Raw genomic sequence first — 16980 nt, forward strand, 5'->3', positions numbered from 1 at the left:
TCGTTACATTTTGAATTTGTTCGGTAATCCGGCGCTGTTACGCACCTGTTCGAGAATGGCTGTCCAGTCTTCCCGGCCACGACCGGCGGCGCGAGCCTGGTTATAAACTTCACGGGATGCGGCGCCGAGCGGCATCGGCACATGCAGTTGGTTGGCAACATCCAGCGCAATCCCCAGGTCTTTGTGCGCCAGATCGATCATGAAGGAGGGAGAAAGGTCGCCTTTCAGCACTTTGTTGGGCCAGGAGGTGGTGAAGTGGCCTTTGCCTGCCGGGGTTCCGCTCATCACTTTTAACGCGACGTCGAAGGAGAGGCCCAGCGCTTCGCATAACGCGGCGGCTTCGGCAGAAAGCGCATTCAGCGCGATGCTCATATAGTTATTGATAAGCTTTACGCGAATCCCCATGCCGGGGCCGCCAGCGTTAATCAACTCATTGCCCATCGCCATCAGTACCGGCGTTGCGCGCTCCACCTGTTCTGCGCTGCCGCCTGCCAGTAATAGCAACGTCCCCGCAATGGCGTGATCGGATGTTCGACCGACCGGGACATCCATCATGCTGAACCCTCTGGCGCGCATATCTGCGATAAGTTTGTCCGTCTGTAGCGGATGGATGGTGGACATATCGATCACCAGCGCGTCCTGCGACAAGCCTTCGCAAACGCCTTGATCGCCGAATAACACGCTGCGAACGAGATCGCCATTAGGCAGCATTGTGATGACAAACTCGGCCTCTTTCGCCGCCTGCGCCGGGCTGCTGGCAGGACGAGCGCCTTTTTCCACCAGGGTCTGTATGGCGTCGGGGTTCACATCAAAGACGCTGAGCTGATGGCCCTGCTTGAGCAAATTACTCGCCATGGGCGAACCCATCTGGCCTAATCCGACAAATGCAATCACTGCCATATCGTTCTCCTGAAACGTGAATGTCATTTTTTGTCACTTGCGTGACGCTGATTTTGTCTGTTTTTGATCGTATTTGTAATTTATGGTCAAAAAATTGACAGCCGTCACTTTTTAAACATTTTGCGAAATTAAAATAATCGCATCCCGAAATGCTTAAGGAATGACCATGATTCGTGTTGCTTGTGTGGGTATCACCGTGATGGATCGCATCTATTACGTTGAAGGTTTACCGACTGAAGGAGGTAAATATGTGGCGAAACGTTATACAGAAGTGGGCGGCGGGCCTGCTGCAACTGCCGCAGTGGCTGCGGCGAAACTGGGGGCGCAGGTGGACTTTATTGGGCGTGTGGGAGATGACGACACCGGAAACAGCCTGCTGGCGGAGCTGGAATCCCTGGGGGTAAATACCCGCTATACCCGGCGTTACGCGGGGGCGAAGTCCTCACAGTCTGCGGTCATCGTCGATGCGAAAGGGGAGCGGATTATCGTCAATTATCCCAGCCCGGATTTATTGCATGACGCTGACTGGCTTAATGAGATCGACTTTTCTCAATGGGATGTGGTGCTGGCGGATGTTCGCTGGCATGAAGGGGCGAAACGGGCGTTCACGCTGGCGCGCCGGGCCGGAGTCATGACGGTTCTGGATGGCGATGTGACGCCACAGGATATCAGCGAGCTGGTGGCGTTAAGCGATCATGCCGCCTTCTCTGAACCGGGCCTGGCGCGCCTGACGGGAATACAGGATACCGTAAGCGCGTTAAAAAAATCACAAATGCTCACAAATGGACATGTCTATGTCACGCGCGGCGGTGAAGGATGCGACTGGTTAGACGATAATGTCTTCCGGCATCAACCCGGATTCCCGGTAGAGGTGGTCGACACCACCGGCGCGGGGGATGTTTTTCACGGTGCGCTCTCCTTTAGCCTGGCGGGTGGAACGCCGGTCGAAGAGGCCGTCAGGTTTGCCAGCGGCGTGGCCGCACTGAAATGCACCCGACCTGGCGGGCGTGCCGGAATCCCTGACTGTGATCAAACCCGATCTTTTCTGTCACTTTTTGTATAAAATGTAAGGCAATGGTTTTTCGAGGAATTTGCATGAGTCTTACTGAACTGACCGGTAACCCACGGCATGATCAGTTGCTGGCGCTGATTGGCGAGCGCGGTTACATGAATATTGACGAACTGGCTGGCCTGCTGGATGTGTCCACGCAGACCGTGCGTCGCGATATCCGTAAACTGAGCGATCAGGGATTGATTACGCGTCATCACGGTGGCGCGGGACGGGCTTCCAGCGTTGTGAATACCGCCTTTGAGCAGCGAGAAGTCTCCTGGACGGAAGAGAAAAAAGCCATCGCGGAAGCGGTGGCGGACTATATTCCAGACGGCTCCACGGTCTTTATCACCATTGGTACGACCGTTGAGCAGGTAGCGCGGGCGCTGTTAAACCACAATCATCTGCGCATTATCACTAACAGCCTGCGTGTGGCGCATATTCTGTACAATAATCCGCGTTTTGAAGTGATGGTGCCCGGCGGAACGCTTCGCCCGCATAACAGCGGCATTATCGGCCCTTCTGCGACGGCGTTTGTGGCGGGGTTTCGTGCGGACTATCTTGTCACCAGCGTCGGTGCGATAGAAAGCGATGGCGCGTTGCTGGAGTTTGACGTCAATGAAGCCAGCGTGGTGAAAACCATGATGGCTCACTCCCGGCATATTCTCCTTGCTGCCGATCATACGAAATACCATGCTTCCGCAGCGGTAGAGATTGGCAACGTGTCGCAGGTAACGGCGCTGTTTACTGATGAGTACCCTGGCCCGGCATTGCATAACCTGCTTCAGTCACAGCAGGTTGAGATCGTTCAGGTTAGCCCAGGCCTGGATGACGCAACGTCAGTCTGAAGGGGTTATAAACAGAACCGTCTTTTTAGACGGTTCTTTTTCACCTTCTTGCTAAATATATAATCATCCTGGTGGTGATATAAAAATCTTAAAATAAAAACCGCCTGCTTATTGTTACCCTGATAGCTGTTGTTTTATAAGGCGTTTATTTCCCTGCCGGGGATGCTTTTATTTTATAAAAATAGTTATTAAGAATAATGCAAATAAATAAGGTGCATTTTATTTACTGTTATCTCATGAGACCCTGCCGTACATTGACAGATTAAATGAATACTTGTATTTATTCTGCTAAGGTGACAATTCATTACGCCTTTGAACTCTGACTCTTTAACTATTTAAAGATGAGCGGATGGATTTCGCCTTTTATAAATATCTTATGCACGCGTCTTTGATGCTTTTATCCGAATAAAAAAGCCTTACGGAAAAGGTGGCTCTCATGAAATCTTCTCGTCTTATTCAAAAAACGCCGATCCCGGCAAAGCTCGCGCTCTGTATCGCCAGTGCGCTGGCGTTGAGCGGGCAGGCTGTAGCAGGATGTAGTTACACGTCTACCGCACAACTATTTTGTGACAATACAACTATATATCACTATGGTAATCCGCTCGGAGGAGCTGCAAGGGATTACAGTGGATTTGATGAAGTCCGTATTGATACCACCTCAGAAGGAACCACTTCAGGATTAACTGGCTGGGGTGTCTATATTGATAACATTGGCTATAAATTTAAAAATTTGGTTATCAATACAACAGGCACCGCAGCAGATGGAATCCACTCTAAAAATGCAGGCGGTAAACTGGTCGCAGATAATATCTATATTACCGCAACAGGAAGTAGTGCTGATGGAATAAATATTGGTCGCGAATTACAGGCTGATTATTCAATTGTTGAAGTCAATGGTGATGTAACGGTTGATGCTGAAAATGGAATGGGGCTACGCGCCAACGCGTCTGCGAATAAAGATAACGCCCAGTCATCAATAATTATCCATGGTGATACTGATATTGTTACCCGTGGTCCTGGTGGAGCGAATACGGGATACGGGATCTATGCAGGTAGAGATCCCGCGCAATTTACAGGTACAGCAAAAGGCGATGCGAGTATTACGGTTAATGGCACCGCATCAGTCGCGACGTCAGGGCGTAGTGCTCATGCGGTATATGTGGCCCGTAAAGGGTTAATAAACCTTAATAATGTGGATTTGAAAACCTCCGGCGTGAGCGCACATGGCGTTTATGCGTATTCATCTACTGATTCTGCAACGGTGAACCTTAGCGGTGATAGTAAAATTCAGGTTACTGATAGCGGCGCTTATGCCATTTACGCCTATGGTTCACAGGCGTTGGTTCGCTCGTGGGATTATGCTACCGATAGTGTTGGCTCTGGCGTATACGACATTGAAGGAAATTTACGCGCATATTACGGCGGTACGATGGATCTGCGGATGGAAGAGGGGAGCCGCTTTGTGGGGCAAACGGATTCTTCACAACAAAATAGTAACGCGAACTACCATGGTACGCTGGATCTGGATATAAACGGTGCAAACAGCGAATGGACGATGACCGGTAACTCTGTGGTCTCTACTCTGACGCTGAACCAGGCCACATTACGTTATAGCGCAGACGGCGTGTCCCGCGATGACGAAAGTACCTTTAAAACCCTGACCGTGGTGGGCAACTACACCGGCACAGATGCGTTACTGGTGTTGAACACCGTGCTTGAAGGCGATGACTCTTTTACCGATAAACTGATCGTCAAAGGGGATACCTCCGGCAATACCAACGTAGGCATCAATAACATCGGCGGTGTGGGCGATCTGACCCTTAACGGCATTGAGATTGTGGACGTTGAGGGCGTTTCCGACGGAACGTTCACCAAAGCAGGACGTATTGTGGCGGGCGGCTATGACTATGACGTGGTGAAAAATGCCAGCAACTGGTATCTCACCAGCCAGCTAAGCCCGGTGGAGCCAGAACCAGAACCTGAGCCGGAGCCGGAACCAGAAAACCCGGGCCCGGTCGATCCACCAACACCGCCGGGACCGGTTGACCCGGTGGACCCGCCGGCACCACCAGGGCCGGTTGATCCCGTGGAACCACCAACGCCGCCAGGGCCGGTCGATCCTGTTGATCCCCCCGCGCCACCAGAGCCACCGCTGCCGCCAGCGCCTGAACCTGGTGAACATCAATACCGCCCTGAATTTGGTAGCTATCTGGCGAACAACTATGCCGCCAATACGCTGTTTATCACCCGTCTGCACGATCGCCTGGGTGAAACCCAGTACACCGACATATTAACGGGCGAGCAGAAAGTGACCAGCATGTGGATGCGTAACGTAGGTGGTCATATGCGCTTTACTGATGGCAGCAAGCAACTGAAAACGCAGGCTAATCGCTATGTATTGCAGATTGGCGGCGACCTGGCGCAGTGGAGCAGCGATAGTCTCGACCGCTGGCATCTGGGTGTGATGGCAGGTTATGCCAATCAGAAAAGTAAAACGCATAACACCCATAATGGCTACGCTTCACGCGGTCATGTGAACGGCTACAGCGCGGGGTTGTATGCGACGTGGTATGCGAATGAAGCGGATAAAACCGGGACGTATCTGGATAGCTGGGTGCTCTATAACTGGTTTGATAACACCGTGCAGGGTGACCATCTTGCCAGTGAAAAATACAAATCTGACGGTATCACGGCATCCATCGAAGGGGGATACACCTTCCTGATAGGCGAAAGCGAGCGTACGAGTTACTGGCTCCAGCCAAAAGCCCAGGTGACCTGGATGGACGTGCAGGCTGACTCGCACCGTGAAAGCAACGGCACTCAGGTGAAAGACAAAACTGACGGCAACCTGATGACCCGACTCGGTGTGCGTGCATACCTGAAGAGCCATAACGCCATTGATGATGGCAAAGACCGCGAGTTTCAGCCGTTTGTTGAAGCAAACTGGCTCCACAATACCCATAACCAGAGCGTCCAGATGGGGGCGATCCGGGATGAAATCAGCGGCACCAAAAATATTGGTGAGCTGAAAGTTGGTGTGGAAGGGCAAATTAACCCGCGTTTGCAGGTGTGGGGGAATGTAGCTCAGCAGGTAGGCGACAACAGTTACAGTGATACCGCAGCGATGTTGGGGGTGAAATACAGCTTCTGAACCATAACGGCGGATAGCTTACCGGGTCTACGGACTATTTTGTAGGCCGGATAAGGCAAAGCCGCCATCCGGCAGGTCGCCCGGTGGCGCTACCGCTTACCGGGCCTACGGGCTGTTTTGTAGGCCGGATAAGGCATAGCCGCCATCCGGCGAAAAGTGTTAAGGCGATGCATTGCATCGCTTTTTTCCGTTTGCGTTAGTCGATTTTTTCCCTGTCCGGCGCATAGTCAAACTCCTGCTTTCCCGCTACAGTTATTCATCCACGGCTTGCAAGGAGAGGATCATGCTCTATATCTTTGATTTAGGTAATGTGATTGTCGATATCGACTTCAACCGCGTGTTAGGTGCATGGAGTGACCTGAGCCGTGTCCCGCTGGCTTCGTTGAAGCAAAGTTTTACGATGGGAGAGGCGTTTCATCAGCATGAGCGGGGGGAGATCACTGATGAAGCCTTCGCAGAAGCGCTGTGCCATGAGATGGCGTTACCGCTGAGCTATGAGCAATTTTCCCACGGCTGGCAGGCGGTATTTGTCGCATTACGGCCCGAGGTTATCGACATCATGCATAAGCTTCGCGAGCAGGGGCATCGTGTCGTCGTATTGTCTAATACCAACCGTCTGCATACGACCTTCTGGCCGGATGAATACCCTGAAGTTCGCCAGGCTGCCGATCATATTTATCTGTCCCAGGAATTGGGCATGCGTAAACCTGAGGTGCGGATTTACCAGCATGTTTTGCAGACAGAAGGTTTTTCTGCCGCCGATACGGTCTTTTTTGACGACAACGCCGATAATATAGAAGGGGCTAACCAGTTGGGGATCACCAGTATTCTGGTGACGGATAAAACGACCATCCCGGACTATTTCGCGAAGTTGTTATGCTAAAAAACGTGCATCAAAAAGCCAGGCATCATACGCGTCCAGTCAGGGCCTGGCTTAAACTGTTGTGGCAGCGCATTGACGAGGACAATATGACCACCCTCGCGGGGAACCTGGCCTATGTCTCGTTGCTCTCGTTAGTGCCGTTGATCGCCGTCGTTTTTGCGCTTTTCGCCGCCTTTCCCATGTTTTCCGACGTCAGCCTCCAGTTACGCCATTTTATTTTTGCTAACTTCATCCCGGCGACGGGAGATGTTATTCAGCGTTATATTGAGCAGTTCGTCGCAAATTCCAACAAAATGACGGCGGTAGGCGCTTGTGGACTGATCGTCACGGCGCTGTTGCTGATGTATGCCATCGACAGCGCCCTGAACACCATCTGGCGTAGCAAACGCACGCGTCCAAAAGTGTATTCTTTCGCCGTTTACTGGATGATCCTGACCCTGGGGCCACTGCTGGCGGGCGCCAGCCTGGCGATCAGCTCCTATCTGCTTTCTCTGCGCTGGGCCAGCGAGCTCAACACGGTTATCGATAACGTCCTGAGGGTATTCCCTCTGATTCTCTCCTGGATTTCGTTCTGGCTGCTGTACAGCATTGTGCCGACCACGCGCGTACCAAACCGCGATGCTGTTGTCGGCGCTTTTGTCGCAGCGGTACTGTTCGAAGCAGGAAAGAAAGGATTCGCGCTTTATATCACCATGTTCCCGTCATATCAGTTGATTTACGGCGTGCTGGCGGTTATCCCCATTTTGTTTGTCTGGGTGTACTGGATATGGTGTATCGTCTTGCTTGGTGCCGAAATAACTGTCACTCTCGGGGAATACCGCAAACTCAAACAAGCCGCAGAACAAGAAGAAGCAGACCAATCATGATTGCATTAATTCAGCGCGTAACCCGTGCCAGCGTCACCGTGGAGGGCGAGGTGACGGGTGAAATCGGCCAGGGACTTTTAGTGTTATTAGGTGTCGAAAGGGATGATGACGAACAGAAAGCGAATCGCCTGTGCGAGCGCGTGCTCGGTTATCGAATTTTTAGCGATGCCGAAGGCAAAATGAATCTCAACGTGCAACAGGCGGGGGGAAGCGTGCTGGTGGTGTCGCAATTTACGCTGGCCGCCGATACCGAACGCGGTATGCGACCGGGCTTCTCAAGAGGCGCCGCGCCGGATCGCGCTGAAGCGCTATATGAATACTTTGTTGAGCGCTGTCGCCAACAGGAAATGAACACGCAAACCGGACGTTTCGCTGCCGATATGCAGGTCTCGCTGGTCAATGATGGCCCCGTAACGTTCTGGCTACAGGTATGAGCCAGCTTCCGGCGTGGCCGCGGGTAACAAGAGAGAGTACAGCTATGTATCACCTTCGAGTACCGCAAACAGAAGAAGAATTAGCACGTTACTACCAGTTTCGCTGGGAAATGCTGCGCAAACCGCTCCACCAGCCGAAAGGTTCCGAACGCGATGCCTGGGATGCGATGGCGCATCATCAAATGGTGGTGGATGAAGAGGGGAACCTGGTTGCGGTAGGGCGTTTGTATATCAATGCGGATAACGAAGCCTCTATTCGTTTCATGGCCGTTGAACCGTCTGTTCAGGATAAAGGGCTGGGAACGTTGATGGCGATGACCCTGGAGTCCGTGGCGCGCCAGGAAGGGGTAAAACGCGTCACCTGTAGCGCCCGTGAAGATGCGGTAGCGTTCTTCGCCAAACTTGGCTTTGTGAATCAAGGGGAAATCACGACCCCGCAAACCACGCCGGTTCGCCATTTTCTGATGATTAAACCGGTCGCGACGCTGGATGACATTCTGCACCGTGGCGACTGGTGTGGGCAGCTTCAGCAGGCCTGGTATGAGCACATCCCGTTAAGTGAAAAAATGGGGGTGCGCATTCAGCAGTACACTGGTCAGAAATTTATTACGACCATGCCTGAAACGGGCAATCAGAATCCGCACCACACGTTGTTTGCCGGGAGTTTGTTTTCACTGGCAACGCTTACCGGCTGGGGGCTGATCTGGCTCATGCTGCGCGAGCGTCATCTGGGCGGTACGATTATTCTCGCCGATGCGCATATTCGCTACAGCAGACCCATCAGCGGCAAACCCAGCGCAATTGCCGATCTGGGGTCGTTGAGCGGCGATCTGGACAGGCTGGCGCGAGGCCGTAAAGCACGCGTGCAACTGCAAGTGGAGTTGTTTGGCGACGAGACGTCAGGCGCAGTTTTTGAAGGTATTTATATCGTATTGCCGGCAAAACCGTTTGGCCCCTATGAAGAGGGCGGCAACGAGGAAGAGTAGGATAAAGGGGGTCATCCTCCTTTATCCAATATTTTGCTCCCGTGAAGAGGGGCGACCCGCAGCGATAAACGCCTCAACCAGCTGTGCAATACCGCTTTCCAGTGCCATTTTTACTCCCTTTATCTGTATGGATATACAGCGTTATAACCTGGTTTTTAGCGAAAAGAAACGGGGAGTGCTGACGAGGTTGCAATTCTGGAAAGCGGCTCGTAAAAGCAAAAATCGCGCTCATAAAGTCTTTTTTCTGGTCTTTCATCGGTGTATGTTGTTTGAAAATCAATCGCCAATGATATACTGGGAGTATATATGAGTATGATGGCTGGGATGGAAATGGGCAGAATATTACTTGATTTATCAGATGAAGTTATCAAGCGGCTTGATGACCTCAAACAACAGCGTAATCTTCCGCGAGCAGAGCTATTACGCGAAGCAGTTGAACAATACCTGGAAAGGCAGGGACAAGCCGAAACCACTATTTCCGATGCGCTGGGGCTCTGGCAAGGTTGCGAAGAAGATGGCGTTGAATACGAAAGGAAGCTCCGCGAGGAGTGGCAATGATTAAAGGTCCGGTGTTGTTTGACACCAATATTCTCATTGATTTATTTAGCGGGCGTGGTGAAGCGAAGAAGGCTCTCGAAGCTTACTCACCCCAGAATGCCATTAGTCTCATTACCTGGATGGAAGTGATGGTAGGGGCAAAAAAGTACCATCAGGAATCCCGCACACGTATAGCATTGAGCGCTTTTAACGTTATTGGCATTTCACAGGATATTGCCGAAAGAAGTGTCAGTCTCAGGCAGGAATACGGGATGAAGTTGCCGGATGCGGTCATTCTGGCTACAGCGCACATTCATCGTTTTGCGCTCGTGACGCGCAATACAAAGGACTTCGCGGGGATTCCGGGAGTCATTACGCCTTACCATTTATAAGCCGGGCGGCAAGCGCCACCCGACCTGACGTCAGAATTACTCCCCTTCGCCCGGGAACAGGAACGGGTTGATGGAGCTGCGGGCAAAGCCCTCTTGCTCCATGCGCGCGTCGAGCACCAGTGAGGCGAGATCGTCGGCGACGGCTTCCACTTTCGGGTCTTTTTCCTGATACAGAATTTTCAGGTAAGTACCGCAGTCGCCACAGCTTTCTGCTTTAATCGACGCCTGTTCGTTATCCAGCGACCAGTAGTGCAGATCGCGACTCTGCTCGCAGTTGCTGCATTTGACGCGCACCACATGCCACTCGGTTTCGCACAGGTTGCAGTGCAGGTAACGCAGACCCTGCGTGGTGCCGATTTGCACCATGCTGGAAACCGGCATTGAGCCGCACACCGGGCAATACTGACGCTGCTCGCCGTACTCCGCACGGGCTTTACCGGGAATCAGGCTGGCCATTTGCGCCCAATAGAGCGACAGCGCCGCCCAGATAAACGGGGCTTTATCACTGCTGACGGAGGCAAAATCGGATTCAAACAGCGCGCTCGCCATTTGCTCCAGTTCCTGTTCTGAAGCCTTCTCCAGATTTTCGATTACCGCCAGCGCGGGGCCGCTCATCTCCGGTTTCAGCTCAGCAATCAGCGAATGCAGCAGTTTCTGCCAGTGCTTATCGCGCGGTAAAACGTGAATATCCAGCGGCGGTTTGCCCTGCGCGTTCGCTTCTTTGATGCGCGCGGTCAGATCCATCTCCAGCGGATGGTCGTACAGCACCACTTCCTGGGCATGTGCGATCAGCGCGGCAAAGCGCAGATAATCGCCAAGCGGGTTGTTTTCGGCCAGCTCGCGCAGACGCTCGGCGCGGCGGTTATACAAATTTTTGAGCCGGGGGAACAATAACGGCGGAATCATATCCGCCGTACGTTTCTCGCTCTTCTCCAGCTCATCTTGCGGGATTATGCGAATACTCATTCAGATGACTTTTCCTGTTTCTGGCGGACTTCACGGTACCAGCGCGGGTGATGTTTCTTCGCCCATGACCGGGTTACCCATCCCTCCACCATCGCGGTAATGGTGCCTTTCACCCAGAGGGCGGCGTAAATGTGCACCATGATAACCACAATTAACGCTACTGCGGCAAATGAATGCAGCATTAACGCGAATCGGATCACCGGGATTGAGAAAGCAGGCGCAAAATACGGACGCCAGATGATCACTCCGCTGACCAGCAACAGGACCAGGAAAATAATCGCCGCCCAGAATACGCATTTCTGGCCGAAGTTATAACGTCCGGTGTCGCCGACTTCCTCGTTGACGACGATCTTACGAATATTCTTCGCCCAAAAGATATCATCCCGATTGATTAGATTGTGGTGCCAGTAACGGAAAAACATGATGATGAATGAGGCGAACATGATCACGCCCACGAACGGGTGCACAATGCGCGCCAGCTGTGGGGTGCCCATGATATGCATCAGCCAGTTGAAGGACGGGAACAAAAAGCCCAGTCCGCTCACCGCCGCCAGTACGAAACAGAAGGCGGTGATCCAGTGGTTGATGCGTTCCGGCGCCGTATAGCGCACGATGGTGTCACGTCGTTTCATTTGCGCACCTCGTCTTTCTCTTCATGCAGATTGTCTTCTTCCTCATCTGCACGGTTCGGGCCGACACCGACATAGTGGAAGATGCTGGCCGCAAAGGTCGCAGCAAAGCCGACCGCTGCGAGAGGTTTCCAGATGCCTTTCCAGAATTTCACCGTCGCGCTGATTTCCGGGTTTTCCGGCAGACCGTGGTACAGATTCGGTTTGTCGGCATGGTGCAGCACGTACATGACGTGAGTACCGCCGACGCCCGCCGGATCGTACAGACCTGCATTGTCGTAACCACGGGTTTTCAGCTCAGCCACACGTTCGCCTGCCAGCGTTTTCATCGCCTCTTTGGAACCAAAGTGGATAGCGCCAGTCGGGCAGGTCTTCACGCAGGCCGGTTCTTGCCCCACCACCACACGGTCAACGCACAGCGTACATTTATAAACGCGGTTGTCGTCCGGGTTGAGGCGCGGCACATCGAACGGACAACCGGCGATGCAGTAGCCGCAGCCGATGCACTGTTCAGACTGGAAGTCGACAATGCCGTTGGCATACTGAATGATAGCCCCTTCTGCCGGACATGCCTTCAGGCAGCCCGGATCGGCGCAGTGCATACAGCCATCCTTACGGATAAGCCATTCCAGTTTGTCGTCTTGCTCCACTTCCGAGAAGCGCATCACCGTCCAGGATTTTGCGGTCAGATCAGCCGGGTTGTCGTACACCCCGATGTTGCTGCCCACTTCATCACGAATATCGTTCCATTCCGAACAGGCCACCTGACAGGCTTTACAGCCAATACAGGTGGTGACGTCGATAAGCTTCGCCACCTCTTGCTGGTGATCCCGCGCCTGTGGCGCGGGAGTGAAACCGTTAGTCGCGGAACGACGAATGATGTCTTGCGATTGATAAGCCATAGGTCGTCTCCGTTACACCTTTTCCACATTCACCAGGAAGGACTTGAACTCCGGCGTCTGCGTGTTCGCATCACCGACGAATGGCGTAAGCGTATTGGCGATAAAGCCTTTTTTCGCCACCCCTTCGTAGCCCCAATGAATAGGAATACCGATAGTATCGATATCCTTGCCGTCTGCTTTCAGCGTGCGAATGCGCTTGGTCACTACCGCCTTGGCTTTGATATAGCCACGGTTGGAGGAGACTTTTACGGTATCGCCATGCGCGATGCCGAGCTTGTTCGCCAGCTTCTCGCCGATCTCCACAAACTGTTCCGGCTGCGCGATAGCGTTAAGCAGCGCGTGTTTGGTCCAGTAGTGGAAGTGCTCGGTCAGACGGTAAGTTGTTCCGACGTAAGGGAACTTATCGGCTTTACCCAACGCCTCTGCGTCGCCTTTAAAGATACGGGCGGCAGGGTTGGAGATAACGTTCGGGTGCAGCGGGTTCGTCCCCAGCGGCGTTTCAAACGGCTCGTAGTGTTCCGGGAACGGCCCTTCCGCCATCTTGTCGAGCGCGAACAGGCGACCCATCCCTTCCGGCTGCATGATGAACGGCCCGACGTTGCTACCCGGCGCAGCGGCGCTGTAGTCCGGGATATCCATCCCGCCCCATTTCGCGCCGTCCCATTTCAGGATTTGGCGCTTCGGATCCCACGGGTTGCCCTGTGGGTCTGCGGAGGCGCGGTTATACAGAATGCGGCGGTTCAGCGGCCATGCCCATGCCCACCCCAGCGTATTGCCGAGGCCTGACGGATCGGAGTTATCGCGGCGCGCCATCTGGTTGCCTTCCGGCGTCCAGCTACCGGCGAAAATCCAGCATCCGCTGGAAGTTGTGCCATCGTCACGCAGCTGGGCGAACGAGCTGAGCTGTTGGCCTTTCTTCACGATCACCGCACCCGTTGCCGGGTCGATAAGATCGGCCAGCGCCTTACCGTTACTTTCCATCGCCACTTCTTCCGAAGACGGTTCATGCGGCGTGGAGTAGTTCCAGGTCATATTCAGCACCTGTTCCGGGTTCGCGCCGCCTTGCTCGGCGTACATCTTACGCAGGCGTAAGAAGATACCGGCCAGGATCTCGCCGTCGGTTACGGCGTCGCCGGGGGCGTCCGCGCCTTTCCAGTGCCATTGCAGCCAGCGGCCGGAGTTGACGATAGAGCCGTTCTCTTCGGCGAAGCAGGTTGACGGCAGACGGAACACTTCGGTCTGGATTTTCGACGGATCAACATCGTTCGACTCACCGTGGTTTTGCCAGAAGGTGGACGTTTCGGTATTGAGCGGGTCGATAGTCACCAGGAACTTCAGTTTAGAGAGTGACGCAACCACTTTGTTTTTGTTCGGGAATGAGGCGACCGGGTTAAAGCCCTGGCAGAGATAGCCATTGACCTTACCTTCGTTCATCATCTCGAAGTATTGCAGGACGTCGTACCCTTTGTCCCACTTCGGCAACCAGTCGAAGCCCCAGTCGTTTTCCTTCGTTGCGTTATCGCCAAAGAAGGCTTTCATCATAGAAACGAAGAATTTCGGGTAGTTGCTCCAGTAGTTGGCCTGACCTTCCAGCAGCGGTTTTGGCGTGTTGGCGGCAAGGTAGGTTTGCAGGTCGGTCTGTTTTTCGCTGGGCAGCGTCATGTAACCCGTCAGGCTTTGCGACAGCAACCCTAAGTCAGTCAGCCCCTGAATGTTGGAGTGACCGCGCAGCGCGTTGACGCCGCCGCCAGCCATCCCCATGTTGCCGAGCAACAGTTGGATCATCGCCATCGTGCGGATGTTTTGCGCGCCGATGGAGTGCTGCGTCCAGCCGAGGGCATACAGGAACGACGCGGTTTTATCTTTGACGCTGGTTTCCGCAATGTATTCGCATACTTTCAGGAAATCGGCTTTCGGCGTGCCGCAGATATTTTCCACCACCTCCGGCGTATAGCGGGAAACGTGCTGTTTGAGCAGGTTCCACACGCAGCGAGGATGTTGCAGCGTGGTATCGCGTTTAGCGAAGCCATTTTCATCCAGTTCGTAGGCCCAACTGGTTTTGTCGTACTTGCGTTTATCCGCGTCATAGCCCGTAAACAGGCCATCTTCGAAGCCAAAATCTTCACGCACGATCAGGCTGGCGTTGGTATAGGCTTCGGTGTATTCGCGGTTGTATTTTTCGTTGTTCAGCAGGTACAGCAGTACGCCTGACAGGAAGGCAATGTCAGTACCGGAACGGATAGGGGCATAGAAATCGGCCACCGACGCCGTACGCGTGAAGCGAGGATCAATCACAATCAGCTTCGCGCCGTTGTGAATTTTAGCTTCCATCGCCCAACGGAACCCTACCGGGTGGGCTTCAGCGGCGTTACCACCCATCACCACGATGAGGTTGGCGTTCTTCATGTCGACCCAGTGGTTGGTCATCGCACCGCGACCAAATGTTGGAGCAAGACTTGCTACCGTTGGTCCGTGTCAGACACGCGCCTGGTTGTCGACCGCGAGCATACCGAGCGCGCGGGAGAATTTTTGCGTTAAATAGCCGGTTTCGTTACTGGATGCGGAAGCGCACAGCATCCCGGTGGAGAGCCAGCGGTTAACGGTCACGCCTTCGGCGTTCTGCGCAACGTAGTTGGCGTCGCGGTCTTCTTTCATCAGTTTAGCGATGCGGTCGAATGCCTCATCCCAACTGATTTGCTGCCATTTATCTGAACCTGGCGCGCGGTATTCCGGGTATTTCAGGCGGCTTTCGGAGTGAATGAAGTCCACCAGACCGGCCCCTTTCGGGCAAAGCGCGCCACGGCTGACCGGATGATCCGGATCGCCCTCGATGTGGAAGATAGATGCTTTGGCGTTTTTTGCACCGTCGCCGAGGCTGTACATTAACAGCCCACAACCAACGGAACAGTAAGTGCAGGTGTTACGGGTTTCGCGGGTGCGCAGCAATTTATATTGCCGTGTTTCCGCTAGCGCTACGCTGGGTGCGAAACCCAGTGCCGCCGCCGTGGTGCCTGCCATACCGCCAGCGCAGATCTTAAAGAACTGCCTTCTGCTGACCTGCATGGTTTGCTCCTTGTTTCGACATTGCTATGTAGTTTTACTTTGCGGACCACCATGAAACTGGCCGCAAAGGGAAGAATTTGTGCATTCCCTCAGTTCCGGGAGGGATATAACTCAGGATACCATAATGTTGGTAGGTGTGTTCTGTTGCGGTTAAATAAAAGTGAATGAGTTTTCATGATGGCAACATGAAAACGTGATGTTTATCACATTGATGCATAATGACTGACGATCTTTGCAACCGAAAAAGCAGGAACCAATACTTTGGAGTTAATAAATTTCGCTGCGTAATCATCACTATGTTAAATAATTGTGTCGTTGTTCGAAAAGAGATGAGGTATCAGCATTCTTTATCGGTAGTTCTGGATGGATCGGCTTTTCTGGCGGTAGATAATATTTATTATTTATACAATAACGGGATTTAATCTTTTATATGAATCATTGTATATGTTTGGTGAATATATATAAGGATTTCCTTTGAGGATTTTCCTGGAATAAATTCTTAAAAATAATCTTTCGATTTTATGGTTTTTTGACAAATGATAAATTTCGCCAACCAATATTGTATGTTGGTGTCATGTCAATTTTTTGAAATATGCAGAGGTCATCATTATATAAAGTGGCTTCTTTTATAAGGAAATAAAAATGAATGTTTTTTTTAAAAAAAGCCTGATGGTGTCTGTGCTGGCGCTGACGGCTTCTTCCGTTATGGCGGCACCGAGCGTTGATATTAAAGTATCAGGGAAAATTGTTCCTGCTTCCTGTATTCCGTCATTCCCAAGCGGCGGCGGTATCGCTGATTTTGGCACCATCAAAGTGGCGTCATTAAATTCAACTGCGCCAACCGCACTGCCTGACATTAAAACCGTGCCAGTCGCCATTACCTGTGAAGAAGATACGCGTGTCGGCGTTTCTTTTACTGATATGCATAGCGCTTCTGTACCGACCACCGGTTATGCCATTAATTTCGCATCGACTGATTTCATTTCTTCTGCTAATTATCTTTTTGGCCTGGGGCTGTACGGTAGCCAGAAAATTGGGGCATATGCGCTGGGTATTCAGATTGATTCAGGAACGCTGACTAACGGCAATGGCGATAACCTGATTGCCTATTTCTCAGCAAATGACGGCACTACCTGGGGAACAAAAGCAGGCAACAGCTATATGCAGATTATAAATAATAACAGCGAGGTTTACAGCTTTGGTAAAAGCTCGGCTGATGCGCCAGAACCGCAAACAAAAGTCAACTTTAACGTCGGTGTGTCCGCGATTATCAACCCGACAGACGATCTGCAAATTACCGATGAAGCGACGCTTGACGGCTTAACCACCGTAGAGCTGGTATACCTGTAATTACACTGCACGTATCGTAGAT

The 16980-nt window shown here is 52.6% G+C and carries 15 protein-coding genes and 1 pseudogene; 10 read left to right on the forward strand and 6 right to left on the reverse strand.

The window, feature by feature from the left end; all coding sequences use genetic code 11:
• Positions 1-3 precede the first annotated feature (3 nt).
• A complete protein-coding gene (gene yihU / locus OGV67_RS01420; protein WP_024130674.1) occupies positions 4-900 on the reverse strand; it encodes a sulfolactaldehyde 3-reductase in 897 nt (298 codons plus the stop codon).
• Positions 901-1066: 166 nt separating this feature from the next.
• On the opposite strand from yihU, the gene OGV67_RS01425 reads away from it, so the two are divergent.
• From OGV67_RS01425 to fabY, 7 genes are all read left to right on the forward strand, one after another.
• Complete coding sequence (locus tag OGV67_RS01425; protein ID WP_115615285.1) at positions 1067-1963, forward strand: sugar kinase; 897 nt, start codon at positions 1067-1069, stop codon at positions 1961-1963.
• A 32-nt stretch (positions 1964-1995) separates the two neighbouring features.
• On the forward strand, positions 1996-2799 hold the full coding sequence (locus OGV67_RS01430; protein ID WP_058668368.1) for a DeoR/GlpR family DNA-binding transcription regulator: 804 nt from the start codon (positions 1996-1998) through the stop codon (positions 2797-2799).
• Between the two features lie 436 nt (positions 2800-3235).
• Positions 3236-5950 carry an autotransporter outer membrane beta-barrel domain-containing protein gene (locus OGV67_RS01435; protein ID WP_115615284.1) on the forward strand — a complete coding sequence of 905 codons (2715 nt, stop codon included), beginning with the start codon at positions 3236-3238 and terminating at the stop codon, positions 5948-5950.
• 283 nt (positions 5951-6233) lie between these two features.
• Positions 6234-6833: a glucose-1-phosphatase gene (gene yihX, locus OGV67_RS01440; RefSeq protein WP_047459890.1), complete on the forward strand. Its 600-nt coding sequence runs from the start codon at positions 6234-6236 to the stop codon at positions 6831-6833.
• Positions 6827-7699: a virulence factor BrkB family protein gene (locus OGV67_RS01445; RefSeq protein WP_286464848.1), complete on the forward strand. Its 873-nt coding sequence runs from the start codon at positions 6827-6829 to the stop codon at positions 7697-7699. Before yihX ends, OGV67_RS01445 begins: the two co-directional genes overlap by 7 nt.
• On the forward strand, positions 7696-8133 hold the full coding sequence (gene dtd / locus OGV67_RS01450; RefSeq protein WP_047459887.1) for a D-aminoacyl-tRNA deacylase: 438 nt from the start codon (positions 7696-7698) through the stop codon (positions 8131-8133). Before OGV67_RS01445 ends, dtd begins: the two co-directional genes overlap by 4 nt.
• Positions 8134-8177: 44 nt before the next feature.
• Complete coding sequence (gene fabY / locus OGV67_RS01455) at positions 8178-9119, forward strand: fatty acid biosynthesis protein FabY (RefSeq protein WP_024130670.1); 942 nt, start codon at positions 8178-8180, stop codon at positions 9117-9119.
• Between the two features lie 27 nt (positions 9120-9146).
• Here fabY and OGV67_RS01460 read toward each other — a convergent pair.
• Positions 9147-9227, reverse strand: a pseudogene (locus OGV67_RS01460) (hypothetical protein); the annotation flags it as partial.
• 204 nt (positions 9228-9431) lie between these two features.
• On the opposite strand from OGV67_RS01460, the gene OGV67_RS01465 reads away from it, so the two are divergent.
• Together OGV67_RS01465 and OGV67_RS01470 are read left to right on the forward strand one after the other, a co-directional pair.
• Complete coding sequence (locus tag OGV67_RS01465) at positions 9432-9677, forward strand: ribbon-helix-helix domain-containing protein (protein WP_162790489.1); 246 nt, start codon at positions 9432-9434, stop codon at positions 9675-9677.
• Positions 9674-10048 (forward strand): type II toxin-antitoxin system VapC family toxin, encoded by a 375-nt coding sequence (locus OGV67_RS01470; protein WP_115615283.1) that lies wholly within the window; start codon positions 9674-9676, stop codon positions 10046-10048. Before OGV67_RS01465 ends, OGV67_RS01470 begins: the two co-directional genes overlap by 4 nt.
• 36 nt (positions 10049-10084) lie before the next feature.
• Here OGV67_RS01470 and fdhE read toward each other — a convergent pair whose 3' ends face one another.
• Genes fdhE through fdnG form a run of 4 tightly spaced genes read right to left on the reverse strand, consistent with a single transcriptional unit; the run spans position 10085 to position 15608 of the window.
• On the reverse strand, positions 10085-11014 hold the full coding sequence (gene fdhE / locus OGV67_RS01475) for a formate dehydrogenase accessory protein FdhE (RefSeq protein ID WP_047459875.1): 930 nt from the start codon (positions 11012-11014) through the stop codon (positions 10085-10087).
• Positions 11011-11646, reverse strand: a complete 636-nt coding sequence (gene fdoI, locus OGV67_RS01480; protein WP_012133917.1) for a formate dehydrogenase cytochrome b556 subunit — start codon at positions 11644-11646, stop codon at positions 11011-11013. Before fdoI ends, fdhE begins: the two co-directional genes overlap by 4 nt.
• A complete protein-coding gene (gene fdoH / locus OGV67_RS01485; protein ID WP_012133916.1) occupies positions 11643-12545 on the reverse strand; it encodes a formate dehydrogenase O subunit beta in 903 nt (300 codons plus the stop codon). Before fdoH ends, fdoI begins: the two co-directional genes overlap by 4 nt.
• 12 nt (positions 12546-12557) lie before the next feature.
• The gene (gene fdnG / locus OGV67_RS01490; protein WP_286464849.1) at positions 12558-15608 is read right to left on the reverse strand and encodes a formate dehydrogenase-N subunit alpha; all 3051 of its coding nucleotides are present in this window, start codon (positions 15606-15608) and stop codon (positions 12558-12560) included.
• A gap of 642 nt (positions 15609-16250) precedes the next feature.
• On the opposite strand from fdnG, the gene OGV67_RS01495 reads away from it, so the two are divergent.
• Positions 16251-16958, forward strand: a complete 708-nt coding sequence (locus OGV67_RS01495) for a DUF1120 domain-containing protein (protein WP_047459869.1) — start codon at positions 16251-16253, stop codon at positions 16956-16958.
• The last annotated feature ends 22 nt before the right edge of the window (positions 16959-16980 follow it).

It is taken from the genome of Citrobacter sp. CK188 (genome assembly GCF_030333525.1).
GTDB lineage: Bacteria > Pseudomonadota > Gammaproteobacteria > Enterobacterales > Enterobacteriaceae > Citrobacter_B > Citrobacter_B koseri.